The sequence below is a fragment of the Corynebacterium sp. MSK297 genome (assembly GCF_030232885.1).
Taxonomy (GTDB): domain Bacteria; phylum Actinomycetota; class Actinomycetes; order Mycobacteriales; family Mycobacteriaceae; genus Corynebacterium.
Genome location: NZ_JASPGD010000002.1, coordinates 200943 through 216418 on the forward strand (window position 1 = coordinate 200943; position 15476 = coordinate 216418).

Below are 15476 nucleotides of genomic sequence, written 5' to 3' on the forward strand. Positions count from 1 at the left end.
TAGCGCCAATTTTGACCTAGCGCTAAGCCAGCACCCCAATATGGAAATTAAGGAAGGTCCCCGAAGTGGATTACCCTCTATCCCGACGACCTCGTCGCCTACGCACCACCCCAGCACTGCGCGAGCTTACTGCGGAAACGCACCTGCGCCCTGCTGATTTCATTCTCCCGATCTTCATCGCTGATGGGTTGGAGGAACCGAACGCGATCTCGGCGATGCCTGGTGTCTACCAGCACACTTTTGATTCCCTGACCCGCGCGGCAGAACAAACCCTAGAGCAGGGGGTGCGTTGCGTTGATTTGTTTGGCGTTCCGCTCGCCGAAGACAAAGACGAGAATGGTTCCCAGGCCTGGGCAGAAAACGGCATCCTCAACCGAGCTATTGCGCACCTGCGGAAAGAATTCGGCAACGACTTATTAATCATGGCCGATACCTGTCTGGATGAATTCACCAGCCATGGACATTGTGGGCTTCTCGACGCCGACGGAGGGGTGCTCAACGACGCGACGGTCGACTGCTATGTCGATATGGCAGTAAGCCAGGCATCTGCTGGCGCACACTTGGTGTCGCCATCCGGAATGATGGATGGGCAGGTTGCAGCTATCCGCGAAGGGCTGGACGCTGCAGGCTTTAAGGACGTTGCGATTATGGCTTACTCCGCGAAATATGCCTCGGCGTATTTTGGACCGTTCCGTGAGGCAGTTGGTTCGTCCTTACAAGGCGATCGTCGTACTTATCAGCAGGATCCTGCTAACCGCCGGGAGTCCTTGCTGGAGGCACAGCTGGATATCGATGAAGGCGCGGACTTTGTCATGGTGAAGCCTGCTTTGGCGTATCTGGATATTATCAGCGAGATTGCTGAATTTTCACCGGCTCCGGTCTCCGCCTACCAGGTTTCTGGTGAGTATTCGATGATCCAGGCTGCTGGCCTCAATGGCTGGGTTGATCGCGACGCTGCCATGATGGAATCGTTGTTGAGCATTAAGCGTGCAGGGGCGAATCAAATCCTGACGTATTTCGCCACCGATGCTGCGCGGATGTTGAACCAGCAGTAACCCAGCAGTAGCTGTTAGTAGCCGGTAGTAATTGGTAGTAACCGGTAATTGTCAGCAGTAACCAGTAGCAATTAGTAGTTGCTACCAGTAGCGAGTGGCAGCTAGAAGCAGCCAATGATTGCCAGTGATTGCCAACAGTAGCGAGCAGCCGAGCAAGCTGTAGCTTGCCACCGGGTGGGTGAGCTCTGCCTGCGGTCGTGCACAAAAATCACGCAGTGTATAAGGTGCACCCTATGGTGAATATGCAGTCCCAATCTCCCGTGATCGGCCCAACGGCAAAGGATGCAGTGAGCATGCATAATGCTGGAAACACAAAGAATGTCGTAAGCACAAACGTTGATGCATCGGGGGCAGCGCGGCCGAAAGGGCACGGGCGCCAGGGGCAGGGGGTGAAAGAACACGCCCCGAAGCGCAGCTCGCAGAAATCTGATCGCCCGGACCAGCCGGATTCCGTTCGGCTGTATGTCCGGCTGTGGGCGGGCATTTTACTCGTGGAGCTTATCCATCAAATCCTGAACGTAGCTTTGGCGTTGTGGGATCCATCCGAGCTGCAGGCGCAGGCTGCCAGCAGCATTGAAGAAAGTGGCCAAACCATCAGCGAGAATCTGCTGAACTTTGGTGTCTACGGCTCGATTGTTTTGATGGGGCTTATCTCGGTGCTGTTGTTGGGGCTGCTGGCAACGATGCTGTATTTGGTTAATACACAGCATAAACGGGCCGGATTGGGGCGGCGGATGCTGTTTTTCTTTGCCCTGTATTTTACGTTTCGGCTGGTTTTGATTTTCGGATCTTCGGGCAACCCTTTGTCGGATATTCCGGAAGCGTTCTACATCATTGACGGTAATTTGCAGGTGCTGGTTGGTGTCGCTGCTGTTCTCACACTCATCTTTGGCGGACGTAATGAGACGCTTGATTATACGGGCGAATTAGAACGCATGCGGCAGATGGAACAAGAGCTTCGTGCCGAACAGGAACGTCGCCTGCAGAAGAAAAAAGAAAAGCAAGCCAAAAAGCAGTCGGAGAAGAAACTGAAAGGCGCCAATAAGGCGCCGGAGACTAAGAAACCTGAGAAACCTGAGAAACCGGGGAGTACACAAGACGCCCGGTCTAGTGAAATATCTCTGAGCCGCTGAACACCAGCATTGTCCTGACTACTCATTGTCCTGACTACTCATTGTCCTGACTGCCTCCAAGGCCCCGATTACGTCCAGGGCCCTGAACTCCATTAATTGCCCTGAATCCTATGAAGCCTTGGATTCCGGTTTCGTTCTAGGTCGCGACCTCATGGATAATGGGGGCTATGACGCGTCGGAATTTGAATAATTCGCCTTTTCTTGCTGCTGCTCACGGCCGCACCCCGAGCCGCACCCCTGTGTGGTTTATGCGCCAGGCTGGCCGGAGCCTTCCCGAGTATCGCGAGCTACGTGAAGGAACCGGCATGCTGGATGCATGTTTTAAGCCCGACATGCTTGCGGAAATTACCATGCAGCCAGTCCGCCGCCACGATGTCGATGCCGCAATTTTGTTTTCTGACATTGTCATCCCTTTGAAAGCAGCGGGCATTGACGTCGAAATTGTTCCGGGGCGCGGTCCTGTGATGGCACATGCCGTGCGCACCCCACAGGATGTGCGCAACCTGCCGGTGCTCGACGATGACATCGCGGAGGTAGCAGAGGGCATTGGACTTATTCTCGATGAGCTTACGGATTCCCAGGCGCTCATTGGTTTCGTTGGAGCTCCGTTTACTTTGGCTAGCTACCTCGTGGAAGGGGGGCCGTCGAAAAACCATGAGCGCACGAAATCGCTGATGCAATCAGACCCGGATACCTGGCATTTGCTGATGGAAAAGATCACCCCGACGGTAACCTGTTTTTTACAGACCCAGATTGCCGCGGGCATCGATGCCATGCAGTTGTTTGATTCCTGGGCTGGATATCTCACAGAACGCGATTATCGAGAATTCGTGCTGCCCTATTCGCAGCGCATCCTTGAGACTGTGGATGGTGAGATCCCGCGTATCCACTTTGGCGTCGGCACGGGAGAATTACTTGGCGCGATGAGCGAGGCTGGTTCAGAAGTTATGGGTGTGGATTGGCGTGTTCCGATGGACAGTGCGGCTGAGCGTATTCACAGTGCTGTGGGGCCGCGGGTGTTGCAGGGTAACTTGGATCCTGCGATTTTGTTCAGCGGTGAGCAGGCAATGGCACGCGAGATTACCCGTATTAAAGGCGAAGCTGCTGACGCGATTGCTGTTGGTCACGCGACTGGCCACATTTTTAACCTCGGGCATGGCGTGTTACCTAATACTGTGCCGGAAGATATTACGAAGGCCGTCGAGCTTATTCATAGTGTCGAGACCGGGGCGGTTGCTGCCCCGGAAAAGCATGAAAAATAAAAAGCCTGAACAAAATCCTGAACAAAGCCTGAAAGCACCAGTAAAGCCCACCTTGACGACTGTGCCTCCAGACATGATCGCGCTGCAAACCATGGCCTCCGGTAACAGCCGCGAACTGTCGCAGCCTTCCTCCACCTATGATGCCCATGCTCTGGCCAAACTGAGATTTGACCCATATCAACCTATATTTGACCTACTCGGAGTGATTTTCCCATGACCCGCTGTGCCATTATTGGAGCCGGACTCGCCGGCCTGACTGCTGCTTATCAGCTGCGCCAGGAACTGCCCTCGGCTCAGATTGATGTTTGGGAAGGTTCGGAGCGTATTGGTGGAAAGCTGCACACCGTGCCTTTCGATGGTGGTCCTGTTGACATGGGGGCAGAGGCGTTTTTGGCTCGGCGGGATGACGCCCATGAGTTTTTCGCGGAATTGGGCCTTGCCGACGAGATTGTTTATCCCTCGGGGCTGCGTCCGGTGTTGTATGCCCAGGGCGCACACCATGTGCTGCCTGCCGGTGGTGTGATGGGGATTCCGGCGTCGGGAGAGTCTGTGGCCGGTGTGGTTAGCCCGGAAACGGTCACGGCTATTGATGCGGAAGCTCAACGCGAGCCGATTGGTTGGGAGGTTGGCGGAGATCAAAGCCTCGGCTTGTTGGTGCGCGATCGTTACAGTGATGAGGTTGTGGACCGCTGCGTTTCGGCTTTGTTGGGCGGGGTGTATTCCTGTGGTGCGGATGATTTGGGTATTCGTGCCACTGTTCCTGCTCTGGCCAATGCCCTGGATGCTTTGGCTCGCGCGGGTGAGCCGGTGACGCTGAGTGCCGCTGTCGCGCGGGTGGTTTCTTCTGGGAACAAGGCTGGCTCTTTGTCGTATGATTCTTCGGTTACCCAGGAGCCGAATAGTCCAGCCCAGGCGCTCAATAAGTCCGACCGCGAGGTGAAACCTGAAGCAAAATCAACCCCGGAGTCGAAACCAGCCCCGGTTTTTGGCACGTTCCGCAATGGCTACGCCAGCTTGTATGAGCGTTTGGCGGAAGCCTCGGATGCTGAGATTTACCTGGAGACTTTTGTCACTGGGATCGCTGCGGTTTCTGAGTCAACAGATATGGCTCGCCCGCAGTACCGTCTGGTGGGCATGGGCGTGGATGAGACTCTTTACGACGCCGTCCTCGTTGCAACGCCGGCTCCGATGGCTTCGCGCATCTTGAAATCTCTACCTGGCGCTACTGTGAAGGCTGCGGAGGCCATGAGTTCTATCAAATTGGCTAGTTCTGCTGTCGTGGGTCTGCGTTTTGCTTCGGATGTGGACCCAGAAGGAAACGCGCTTCCAGAAAATTCTGGGATCCTCGTTGCTGCGGATCAACCGGGTGTGACAGCGAAGGCGTTCACCTTGTCGTCGCGGAAGTGGCCGCATTTGGCGCAGCGGGGAACGATTGTGCGTGCTAGCTTCGGCCGTTTCGGTGAGGATGCGATTACGCGGGCGCAGGAAGATGAGCTGGTTGATCATGCGCTCGATGATCTCGTTGCGATTACCGGGTTTGATGGTCGTGCCGCTGGGGTTGAAGAGATCTACACGCAGCGGTGGTTCGGAGGATTACCGCGCTATGATCACACGCACACAGAAACTGTGCGTCGTGCGGAAGCCGAGCTTGCCGAGGCCGACCGCATCGCTGCTACTGGTGCGTGGGCTGGTGGGGTCGGTGTGCCGGCAGTGATTGCGCATGCGCGTAAGACGGCACGGGAGCTAGCCCGACAGCTGTAGAAGGACACCACCTCTGGCAAGTTCCACCTCCGGCAGCTCGCAACCTCGGAGAGGTCACAAGTGCTGGCAGGCCGCAACCTCCGGGAGGTTGCAACCTCGGGGAGGTCCCAAGTCCTGACAGGTTCCACCTCTGGCAGGTCGCAAACGCTGGGAGGTCGCCCGTTCCGACAAGGCTCAAACTTTGATAGGTCGTGCTCTGATAGCTCGTACTATGAGAGCTCGTAAGTTTTGGCAGAAAGATGCGCAGAGACTGCGAACCTCGTCAGTGACCTTGTCAGTCACCCCGTCAGTGATCTCGTGAGTGTAGGAACCCCGTAGACTAGGGTGCATGACTCAGAACAATTCAGATGCTGCTGGTACCGGATTACCTTCTGCTCGTTCAGAGGAGTGGTTCCGCCGCGCGGTGGAGATAACCCCAGGTGGGGTGAACTCTCCAGCCCGCACATTCGACGCGGTCGGCGGTACCGCCCGGTTTATTCATCACGGCACAGGCTCCCGCTTATTCGACGTGGATGGAATTGAGTACGTCGATTTGCTGTGTTCTTACGGCCCAGGAATCCATGGCAATGCTCATCCAGAGATCGTTGCGGCTGTCACCCGGGCCGCCGAAAAAGGACTTGGTTTCGGCACCCCAACCACCGGTGAGGTGGAACTGGCAGAGCTGATTGCTCAGCGTACCGCCGTCGACAAGGTTCGCCTGGTTAATTCGGGTACCGAAGCGACGATGACCGCCGTGCGCTTGGCGCGCGGATATACCGGCAAGAGCAAGATCATCAAGTTCCAGGGCTGCTACCACGGTCATGTTGATGCCCTGCTGGCTTCTGCTGGTTCGGGCGTGCTGACGTCGTCAAGTCCGGATTCTCCAGGCGTAACCAAGGCGCAGGCGTCGGAAACCATCGTCGTCCCGTACAACGATGTGGATGCTGTGCGCCAGGCATTTGCCGAAAACCCGGGGGAGATTGCGGCGGTGATCGCCGAGGCCGCGGCCGGAAACATGGGAACCGTCGCCCCGGATGAAGGGTTTAACCAGGCGCTGAAGGAACTCGCCCACGACAATGATGCGCTGTTGATCCTCGATGAGGTTATGACTGGGTTCCGTACCTCGTACCAGGGGTGGTACGGCATTGATGGCGTGGCTGGTGACCTGGTCACTTTCGGCAAAGTTATTTCTGGTGGGTTGCCTGCCGCTGCTTTTGGTGGTCGTGCTGACATCATGGCGCACCTGGCGCCGGAAGGCCCCGTCTACCAGGCCGGAACCCTGTCGGGTAATCCGGTCGCCGTTGCGGCGGGAACGAAGTCGCTCCAGCTTGCCGACGAATCCCTGTACCAGCGTATTGGTGGGCATGCGGACAAACTCGGTGAGATGATTTCGCGTGCATTGCAGGCGGAAGGCGTTGCCCACAATATTCAGCGTGCCGGCACCATGTTGTCCGTGCGTTTCGCCGAAGGCCAGGGGCGCAACTTTGCTGATATGCAGGCTGCCGATACGTTCCGGTTTGGGCCGTTCTTCCACGCATTGCTGGATAACGGGGTGGTAGTGCCGCCTTCGGCCTTCGAGACCTGGTTCGTTCATGACGCGTTGGGTGATGCAGACTTCGAGATATTGGAAAAGGCACTGGCCCCGGCCGCGAAGGCTGCCGCTGCCGCACAGCCGGTTGACTAATACCGTTGGAGTACCGCGTGGTTGATGGTCGGATTGTCACGCGGCCCGCAAGACCAGGACCCATAAAACCCGGAATAGGAGAATTGCCCCATGTCGAACACCTCACCCAGCGATCACCGTGCAGCCCACGAAGCTAAGCAAACCGGTGGTACGGGTTCGGAGATTCCAGTGACGATCGTCCACCTGGTGCGTCACGGGGAGGTCTTTAATCCCGGCAAGATTCTGTATGGGTGTATCCCGGGCTACCATCTGTCCTCGCGTGGTCACTCCATGGCGGCACGTACCGCGAAATCGTTCGAAGGCCATGATGTGGCATATCTGGCGGCGTCGCCGTTGCTGCGTGCGCAACAAACCGCCCAACCAATCTCTCAAGTGACCGGGCTTGATATCGAGGAATGTCCCCAGGTGATTGAGTCTGGAAACGATTTTGAAGGCCTGCGCACGAAGGGGTGGCGTTCGCAGTTGTGGAACCCAAAGCGGTGGCCGCAGATGTATAACCCTCTGGAACCATCCTGGGGTGAGCCGTTCGTGGACATCGCCGATCGCATGATGGCGGCTGTGCACGATATCCGTGACAAGGCCGAAGGCCACGAGGGGATTGTGGTATCTCACCAATTGCCGATTGTTATGGTGCAACGCACGGTGCGCGGCCAGGCGTTGGCACATGCCCCATGGAATCGAGAGTGTGCCCTGGCGTCGGTGACCAGCTTGGTATTTAGCGGAAAAGACATTATTGATATCCGCTATTCCACCCCGGCCCGGGAGATTTAACACACACAGCTCAAGCCTTCAGATGCTGGCCCTAGTTCCCAACTTGGTTCAACTGCCATGTTGGGTGATACTAGGGGTACTATGATTACGACTTTTGGACCATTCCGACGTTCCCGTGCCGCAGCGTCGCTTGTCGTGGCGGGGGCGTTGTCGTTGACTTTGGTTGCGTGTGCGTCGGAAGAAGCCAATAAGAATGCGGTTTCTGATGTGGGCGGAACGTTCGAGTTTCATACCCCGGGCGGGCAAACGGAAATCTTCTATGAAGAATCCGAGCGGCAGCCGATCGCTAACTTGCGTGGCCCGTCGTTGATGGATGAGGGTGACGCCGTGGCGTTGGATGATTTCGCGGGCGAAGTCGTCGTCCTGAACTCGTGGGGCCAGTGGTGCGCGCCGTGTCGTGCGGAGGTAGATGATCTGCAACGCGCCCACGAGAAGCTGAGTGAATCCGGTGGCACCGTTTTGGGCATTAACGTCCGAGACTACAATCAAACGATCTCGCAGGATTTCGTTAAAGATAACGGCGTGGAGTACCCGTCGATTTATGATCCGCCGTTCCGTTCCGCGGCTGCGTTGGGTGGTATTCCGACTTCTGTGGTGCCAACGACGATCGTCTTGGATAAACAACACCGCCCTGCCGCGGTTTTCCTGCGGGAAGTTACCGATCAGGACATTCTTGATGCAGCATTGCCGCTTCTCGACGAAAGCTAGCCGACGGTCGTGTCTATAGCTTCTAGGGAGTTTGTAAACCTGCTGAACCTCGAAAACCTGTATCCAGTGATTACCGAACAAGCCGTTAACGCCAGCTTTCACGCCAGTGCCAGTGCTAGTGTGTCTGCGTCGTCGTTTGCGGATGCCGCCGCCAGTGGCCCGCTGATTCTGGGCTTTCTTGCCGCCGCGCTGGCCGGGCTCGTGTCTTTTGCTTCGCCATGCGTCGTCCCGCTGGTCCCTGGCTACATTTCCTACCTTGCGGGGGTCGCGGGTGGCTCGGTGGAGTTGGATGACCGTTATGGTGTTCGCGTCGCCAAGCGCCGCCAGTGGGCCGTGGTTGGTGCATCGCTGCTATTCATCGCTGGGTTCACCACGGTTTTTTTGTTGGCGACGGTTTCTGTTTTCGGTGCTTTAAGTGCTATTAATGCCAATGCGGAAACCTTGCAGCGGGTCGGCGGCGTCGTCACGATCCTGATGGGGGTCGTGTTTTTGGGTGGCGTGAAATTTCTGCAGCGTGATACTCGTGCTGAACCGAAAAAATGGAGCACCTGGGCGGGGGCGCCCCTGTTAGGAGGCGTGTTTGCTTTGGGCTGGACGCCGTGCCTGGGCCCGACTCTTGCGGCGATCATTTCGATTTCCGCTGGTACCGAAGGCAGCACCGCGGCCCGGGGTGTGATCATGATCATCGGTTATTGCCTAGGCCTGGGGCTGCCGTTTGTACTGTTCGCACTGGGCTCGGCCAAAGCGATGCGCTCTATCGATTGGTTGCGCAAGAATTCCCGCACCATTCAGACCATCGGTGGCGTGCTGATGATCCTCGTCGGTCTCGCGCTGGCGACGGGCTTGTGGGCGGAGTTCATTAGCTATATTCAGCAGTGGACTTTTGATTATGGAACGACTCTGATTTAGCCTGCCTCCCCTGTCCCATCACCCTAGCCACTCAACCCTAGCCAGCCAACCCGCTGACTATTCCCGCGATTTTCCTTAAGGAGCTCACCGTGGACACTACCGCGCGCAAATCCTGGTTGCCCTGGCGATTGTGGAAACGAGCCTGGAACTGGCTGACCAGCATGCGTACGGCGCTGGTGTTGTTGTTCCTATTGGCCATAGCCGCGGTGCCGGGCGCATTGTTGCCGCAGCGTTCGTTGAATGAGGACAACGTCAACGAGTACATCGCGAATAACGGCAAGCTCGCCGAGGTCTACGATTCGTTGCAGCTTTTCGACGTCTTCCAATCCTCGTGGTTTATCGCGATTTTCACGTTGCTGGCGGCCTCGCTGGTCGGCTGTATTATCCCGCGTAGTTGGGATCACTATAAGGCGTGGCGCGCGCGTCCGACTCGAGCCCCGCGTTTCTTGCACCGGATGCCGCATCACCACACGGGCACCTTGGACAAGTCGCTTGCCGACGCCCGCACTGAGACGTTAAGGCTGCTGCGCCGCTGGCGTATCTCGGAATTTAGTGCCGATGAGGACCGCGCCGGGAGACCGTCTATTTCTGCAGAGCGCGGTTATGGGCGTGAGCTGGCGAATTTGTTATTCCACATCGCGTTGGTTGCCATTTTGGTGACGGTGGCTGCAGGGCGCATGGTCTACTACGAGGGGCAGGTCATTATTGTTACTGAATCTGGTAGCTACGATGGTGCGGTCGAGCTGGACCAGTCCACTGAATTCTGTAATACTTCCGTCTCAAGCTATGACTCTTTCCGCGCTGGGCCGCTTTTCGACGGCACGGGCCTGAACCCGTTCTGTTTCATTGCCCATAATTTCCGCGCTGATTATCTGCCTAATGGGCAGGCGGAGATGTTCAGTTCTGATATTTCCTATGCGCAGGGCGACGAGATTTTCTCCGACCCGGAAACATGGGACGACTACCAGTTGCGGGTGAATGATCCGTTGCGTATTGACGGCGACCGTGTTTATTTGCAGGGCCATGGGTTTGCGCCGACGTTTACCGTGAAGTGGCCTAATGGGGAAACCCGGACCCAGACTTGGCAGTTCCGACCGGATGATTTGGTGAACTTCTTGTCTTCCGGTGCGATGCGTTTCGATCCTCCTGCCGGCATGTACCCAGATCTGTATGAGCGCCGGCAGAACCAGATCGCACTGCAGGGGTTGTTCGCGCCGACGGCTGATTGGCAGGGAGAGAATGGCGAGCTGCTGACTTCGGCTTTCCCAGAGATGCGTGACCCGGCGGTGGCGATTGATGTTTACCGGGGTGATGCCGGATTGGATACGGGTATCGCGCAGTCAATTTTTGACCTGGACCAGACCCTGATTCACAGTGGCCAGTTGCAGAAGTTGGAGCGTGTGAACCTGGAAGTAGGCGAGTCCATCACCCTGGACGATGGTACTGAGCTGACTTTCGACGGTGCTTCGGAGTTTGCGAACTACCAGGTCGCGAACGATCCCTTCCAGCGCTGGGTGTTGCTGTCGACGATCGTGATGTTGTTGTCGTTGGTAGGTTCGCTGGTGATTAAGCGTCGCCGTATTTGGGTGCGGTTTACTGATAATGGCGATGGCACCACCGGTATCGAGATGGCTGGACTGGCTCGTACTGACCGCGCTGGTTGGGGAGAAGAGCTGGATAGGATCTACCGGGAGCTTTTTGATCTTCCGGACCCGGATGATGTGGAAGAAGACGAATTGTATTCCCGGGACTAGCGCAAGCGTTGTCAGCCTTAGTTGGGCCCAATGGCCGGTGAATCGGCAAAATTGGGGATGCGGACATTTTTAGAGTTTGCTGTTTTGCGGCTACGCGTTCATCATCCGAAAGGATTATGTCGAACCTATCGTTAGTTGAGGTTCACGGCTGGTCTGCGGTAGCTTGAAATGCAAATGTTTCCTGCGGCATCCGCGGATGTTGGTCCGGAAACGTCGTGATCACGATAGGAAAGTGTGAATTAATGCTTGCTGATCAAACGCTGTCCAACTTCTCGGACCTGATGTTCCGGACGACGTTCGTTATTTATGCGATTGCCCTGGTTGTTGCCCTGGTGTTTTACGTCAAGGTGAAAAGCGTGATCGACGCACACCGGCAACGCGAACTCGTTGGGGCCGACGGTCGCGCTGCCGACGATAACCGCGCTGTCGATGGTCGCGCTGCCGACGATAACCGCGATGCTGATGCAGGGGCCGGTGGCAAAACAGTCGACGAACTGGAAGCTGGTGCCCGCAAGTGGTCAGGTATGGCGCAGACTCTGATCTGGCTGGGAATTATTGTTCAGTCCGGTGCTGTGCTTACTCGTGGCTTGGCGACCAGCCGGTTCCCGTTCGGCAACATGTATGAGTATTCGCTCATGCTGACTTTGCTCACCATGGTTGTGGCGGCTGTGGTTATTGGCCAGCGCCAAGAATGGCGTGTGCTGTGGCCCTGGCTGCTGCTTCCCGTCATCATCTTGATGTTCGTTGGCGGTTCACACCTATATGCAGAATCTGCCCCATTGGTTCCAGCGCTGCGTTCGTTCTGGTTGCCGATCCACGTGGGCATTGCCGTCTTAGGTGGTTCCATCGGCATGCTTTCGGGTGTCGCTTCGTTGTTGTATTTATTGCGACGTTGGCAGCCACAAGGCGAGGAGAGTAACGGCATTGTCGGCGCGATTGTGAAGCCTTTGCCGAGTGCGAAAAAGCTTGACGGGCTGGCCTATAAGTCTGCGATTGTGACCTTGCCGGTGCTTGGCCTGGGGCTCTTGCTGGGTGCGATTTGGGCAGAAGCCGCGTGGGGTAGGCCGTGGAACTGGGACCCGAAAGAAACCGTTTCTCTAATTTCCTGGATCTTATACGCGGCGTATCTGCATGCCCGTGCCACAGCCGGGTGGCGTGCCATGCGTGCCGCGTGGATCAATATTGTTGCCCTGGCCACCACGATCTTTAACTTCTTCTTTATCAACATGGTGGTGTCGGGCTTGCATTCCTACTCCGGGCTGAACTAGGAACTAGGCCGCAGCCGCTAAGTTCGTTCTACCGATCGTCGGTTTTCTCGTCGTCGCGTGGGGCGCCTAAATCCTTCGGCTGGTTGGAGTCTGATGAGCTGTCCTGGGAGGGTGTATTGCGGGAATGCTGCGCGCCGTGTGCGTTCGGATCCGCCTGATCGCCCGCGTCGGATCGTCGGTCTGACGCGCTCTGGTCTCGGCCTTGGTACTGCTGATCCTCGGCGCGCTGTCGATGCTCGTTGCGTTGTTGCCCGTCGTGGCGCTGTTGACCCTCTTGCCGCTGTTGCTCGTCGCGGCGTTGCTGTTGTTCTTGTTCTTGACGACGACGTTCTTTAAATCGGTTCTTTTCGATATTCCACAGGAACTCTTCATCATCGTCCGGCCCCTTGATTGATGGACGATCAGCAGAATTTGCCTGGCGGTTTTGATTCCACGATGCAGGGCCGAAGGCTTTCCACACCAAGACTGCGGCCAAGACTATTAGTGCTAACAAGATCAGCTTTCCCATGGGGGTTATTTTACGGCACGATCGGTGCGACTTAGGATGAATCTCGTGACTAATCAACCAGACAGCAATGGTGGGCACACCGGTATCCCGGCTCGGTCAGACGCACAAGGTGCAGAAGGCTCGGGTCTGTCCAGCAATAGCCAGCGTGCCACCGAAAGTGCTAACCCAGCTTTGCGGGATGAATCCCAGCACAGTTTTGCACCTGCTGAAGAACCCCAACTCGACCCACAAACCCGCAAACACGCAACCCGTTCGATGCTGAAATACGGGGCTGCCCGCTTGGGGCTGTTTTTGGGGCTGACCATCGTGATCCAGGCATTGGCGCTTCTCATCGGAGCTCAGGTTCCACCGGTGGTGTCTGCGCTTCTGGCACTGTTGGTGGCGCTGCCGCTGTCGATGCTGATCTTCAAAAAACTCCGCATCGAAACCACAGAGGCCGTCGCCAAGCTGGCGCAGCAGCGCAAAGCTCGCAAAGAATGGGTCAACCGGGAACTCGCTGGCCGTTAGATAGGCAGTAACCGGAAAGCGCAACCTGCAATAATTCGGCCTCAGCGTGCTACTGGCTACTATCCGGCCCCACCGGGCCACTAACCAGCGGGTCTAGGTCTTTTAACTACCGAAAATCCCGGCCACTATGGCCATGACCGGCAGGGAAGCAAACGTCGTCAAGAAAACGGTATCGCGGGTAACAGCGAGGCCTTTTTGGTAGGTGGCGGCGTAGTTGTACACGTTTTGCGCCGTCGGCAAGCAGGCCAAGATCACGGCGACGTAGAGGTGGTCGCTGCTTAGCCCCAGTGCCAGGCTGGCCAACCACGCGAATACTGGCATGAGCACGAGTTTCATGGCGGTGGCGGTGATGACGGCGGGGCGATCTGCTGGATCGTCGAGGATGTGGATTGAGGTCAGGGAAGCGCCAAAACTGATCAGAATCATCGGGATGGATGCGCCACCAATAATCGACATCGGCTCCATCGCAACCTCCGGGATTTCCCAGCCAGCCACCGCAACAATCATGCCCGCAATTCCCGCGAGCACCAGCGGCGACAAAAACCCGGAACGGATGCCATCAACAATCTTCGCGCCACGGGTGCGCCCATGTCCGTCGTTCAGCGCAGCCAGAATAAACGGTGTGAAAAACACCATCTGCAGCATCAAGATCGAAATCACCCAGGTGGCTTCGCCTACCACGTAGATGCTCACCGGCAGCCCAATGTTCACGGAGTTGAAATAAAACGATGAGGCCGCGCCCATTGTGGTCGTCGGCAAGTCTTTCGGAAAAAACAGCCGGGAGGCGATGATATAGCTTGCGCCCGTGAGCAGGCTGGAGACAACGACGGCGGCAAGTACCGGGGAAAAGAGCGTGCCCGGATTAGATTTCGCGAGCGAGGTAAACAGCAGGCAGGGCGTGGCGGCGTAAAAGGCGGTTTTGTTCAGGACCAGCCGTTGGGAATCGTTGCCGATGATGCCGTATTTGGATAGCGCAAAGCCCACGGCGATGATCGACAAGATGATGGTAAAAGCGGTGATCACACCTGCCATATACGCCCTCCTATGGGCTTGTTGGGCTTCTTGGGCTTTTTAGGCTTTACGACGGACTACTGGCTCCGGTGCCGGTCAAGACCAGAACTAATCCTGACTTACGCTCAACCTACGCCAAAGCAACGTAGACCAACACAACCTAGGCCAACGCCAGGGCGATAAACATGAGCCCGGACCACAACGCCATCGCGCGCCCGGTCAGCGCCAACACGGTGACCAGTTGTCCACCGCGTGCCCCCGAATTTACTCGGTGCAGGGCCTTCAGTGTCCAGTAACCGGAAATAAACGCGATCCAGGTCGCCGGAAATGCCAGGATTCCGACCACGAACGTCACGATATACGGGATGATCAGCAGCACGGTATATAGCTTGCGGGAGGCTGAATCGCCCAGGATGACCGCCAGGGTGCGTTTGCCTGCTGGCTTGTCGGTGGCGATATCCCGGATATTGTTGGTCAGGTTCACCGCCGAGGACATCGCGCCGACGGAAATAGCCAAACCAATACCGACTTCAGAGATGGCACCGGCTTGGGTGAACTCGGTACCCAACACGGCGATGAGGCCAAAGAAAATGAAGATCGCGACCTCGCCCAGGCCCTTATAGCCATACGGGTTCTTCCCCCCGGTATAAAACCAGGCCCCGGCCAAGCACACCGCGCCCACCAGGATCAGCCACCAGGCAGAAAGTAGCGCCAGGATCAGTCCTGCCACACCTGCGACACCGAACGAGATGAAAGCCGCCTTCTTCACGGCTGCAGGCCGGGCGAGTTTGCTGGCGGTGAGCCGGGTGGGGCCGGTGCGTTCGTCGTCGGTGCCGCGGATGCCGTCCGAATAATCGTTCGCGTAATTGACCCCGATGACCAAAGCCCAGGAGACGATCAGGGCCAATAAGAACGGGACAAATTTGCCGGAATTTTGGTACAGCGCTGCGCCTGTTCCGGCCAAAACCGGAGCGAACGCATTCGGCCACGTATGCGGTCGTGCCGCCTGGATCCAATCACGGGTAGTGGCCGAATATGTTGTAGCGCTCATGCATTCATTGTGCGCTACATTGCATGTCATTAACAAACACCAAATGACATCAGCGGGATTCAGTGCTGGGGCGGCAGCAGCGGAAACGTGATGGTCAGTAACTGGAGCCGTCGTG

Annotated in this window: 15 protein-coding genes; 12 read left to right on the forward strand and 3 right to left on the reverse strand. The window is 56.9% G+C overall.

What is annotated here, in order from left to right:
• The first annotated feature begins 65 nt into the window (after positions 1 to 65).
• The 11 genes from hemB to ccsB all read left to right on the forward strand — a co-directional run bounded on the left by hemB (position 66) and on the right by ccsB (position 12284).
• Positions 66 to 1055 (forward strand): porphobilinogen synthase, encoded by a 990-nt coding sequence (gene hemB, locus QP888_RS02845; RefSeq protein WP_284812035.1) that lies wholly within the window; start codon positions 66 to 68, stop codon positions 1053 to 1055.
• 287 nt (positions 1056 to 1342) lie between these two features.
• Entirely contained in the window at positions 1343 to 2188 is an 846-nt protein-coding gene (locus tag QP888_RS02850) for a hypothetical protein (RefSeq protein WP_284812036.1), read from the forward strand.
• Between the two features lie 158 nt (positions 2189 to 2346).
• Positions 2347 to 3450 (forward strand): uroporphyrinogen decarboxylase, encoded by a 1104-nt coding sequence (gene hemE / locus QP888_RS02855; RefSeq protein WP_284812037.1) that lies wholly within the window; start codon positions 2347 to 2349, stop codon positions 3448 to 3450.
• On the forward strand, positions 3440 to 3667 hold the full coding sequence (locus tag QP888_RS02860) for a hypothetical protein (RefSeq protein ID WP_284812038.1): 228 nt from the start codon (positions 3440 to 3442) through the stop codon (positions 3665 to 3667). The genes hemE and QP888_RS02860 overlap by 11 nt, the downstream gene beginning before the upstream one ends.
• Positions 3664 to 5211, forward strand: coding sequence for a protoporphyrinogen oxidase (locus tag QP888_RS02865; RefSeq protein ID WP_284812039.1), 1548 nt, complete (start codon positions 3664 to 3666; stop codon positions 5209 to 5211). The genes QP888_RS02860 and QP888_RS02865 overlap by 4 nt, the downstream gene beginning before the upstream one ends.
• 328 nt (positions 5212 to 5539) lie before the next feature.
• Positions 5540 to 6874, forward strand: a complete 1335-nt coding sequence (gene hemL, locus QP888_RS02870; RefSeq protein ID WP_284812040.1) for a glutamate-1-semialdehyde 2,1-aminomutase — start codon at positions 5540 to 5542, stop codon at positions 6872 to 6874.
• A gap of 162 nt (positions 6875 to 7036) precedes the next feature.
• A complete protein-coding gene (locus QP888_RS02875; protein WP_284812161.1) occupies positions 7037 to 7645 on the forward strand; it encodes a histidine phosphatase family protein in 609 nt (202 codons plus the stop codon).
• A gap of 81 nt (positions 7646 to 7726) precedes the next feature.
• On the forward strand, positions 7727 to 8353 hold the full coding sequence (locus tag QP888_RS02880) for a TlpA family protein disulfide reductase (protein WP_284812041.1): 627 nt from the start codon (positions 7727 to 7729) through the stop codon (positions 8351 to 8353).
• Between the two features lie 120 nt (positions 8354 to 8473).
• Entirely contained in the window at positions 8474 to 9262 is a 789-nt protein-coding gene (locus tag QP888_RS02885) for a cytochrome c biogenesis CcdA family protein (protein WP_284812162.1), read from the forward strand.
• 161 nt (positions 9263 to 9423) lie between these two features.
• The gene (locus QP888_RS02890; RefSeq protein ID WP_284812163.1) at positions 9424 to 11016 is read left to right on the forward strand and encodes a cytochrome c biogenesis protein ResB; all 1593 of its coding nucleotides are present in this window, start codon (positions 9424 to 9426) and stop codon (positions 11014 to 11016) included.
• A 242-nt stretch (positions 11017 to 11258) separates the two neighbouring features.
• The gene (gene ccsB, locus QP888_RS02895) at positions 11259 to 12284 is read left to right on the forward strand and encodes a c-type cytochrome biogenesis protein CcsB (RefSeq protein WP_284812042.1); all 1026 of its coding nucleotides are present in this window, start codon (positions 11259 to 11261) and stop codon (positions 12282 to 12284) included.
• 28 nt (positions 12285 to 12312) lie between these two features.
• Here the strand turns inward: ccsB and QP888_RS11060 are convergent, their stop codons facing one another.
• Entirely contained in the window at positions 12313 to 12792 is a 480-nt protein-coding gene (locus QP888_RS11060; RefSeq protein ID WP_350338216.1) for a hypothetical protein, read from the reverse strand.
• Positions 12793 to 12837: 45 nt separating this feature from the next.
• Here QP888_RS11060 and QP888_RS11065 point away from each other — a divergent pair, with 45 nt between their 5' ends.
• Entirely contained in the window at positions 12838 to 13299 is a 462-nt protein-coding gene (locus QP888_RS11065) for a DUF4229 domain-containing protein (protein WP_350338217.1), read from the forward strand.
• A gap of 102 nt (positions 13300 to 13401) precedes the next feature.
• Here the strand turns inward: QP888_RS11065 and QP888_RS02910 are convergent, their stop codons facing one another.
• Both QP888_RS02910 and QP888_RS02915 read right to left on the reverse strand, forming a co-directional pair.
• A complete protein-coding gene (locus QP888_RS02910) occupies positions 13402 to 14331 on the reverse strand; it encodes an AEC family transporter (protein ID WP_284812043.1) in 930 nt (309 codons plus the stop codon).
• A 139-nt stretch (positions 14332 to 14470) separates the two neighbouring features.
• A complete protein-coding gene (locus tag QP888_RS02915; protein ID WP_284812044.1) occupies positions 14471 to 15361 on the reverse strand; it encodes a 1,4-dihydroxy-2-naphthoate polyprenyltransferase in 891 nt (296 codons plus the stop codon).
• Between the last annotated feature and the right edge of the window lie 115 nt (positions 15362 to 15476).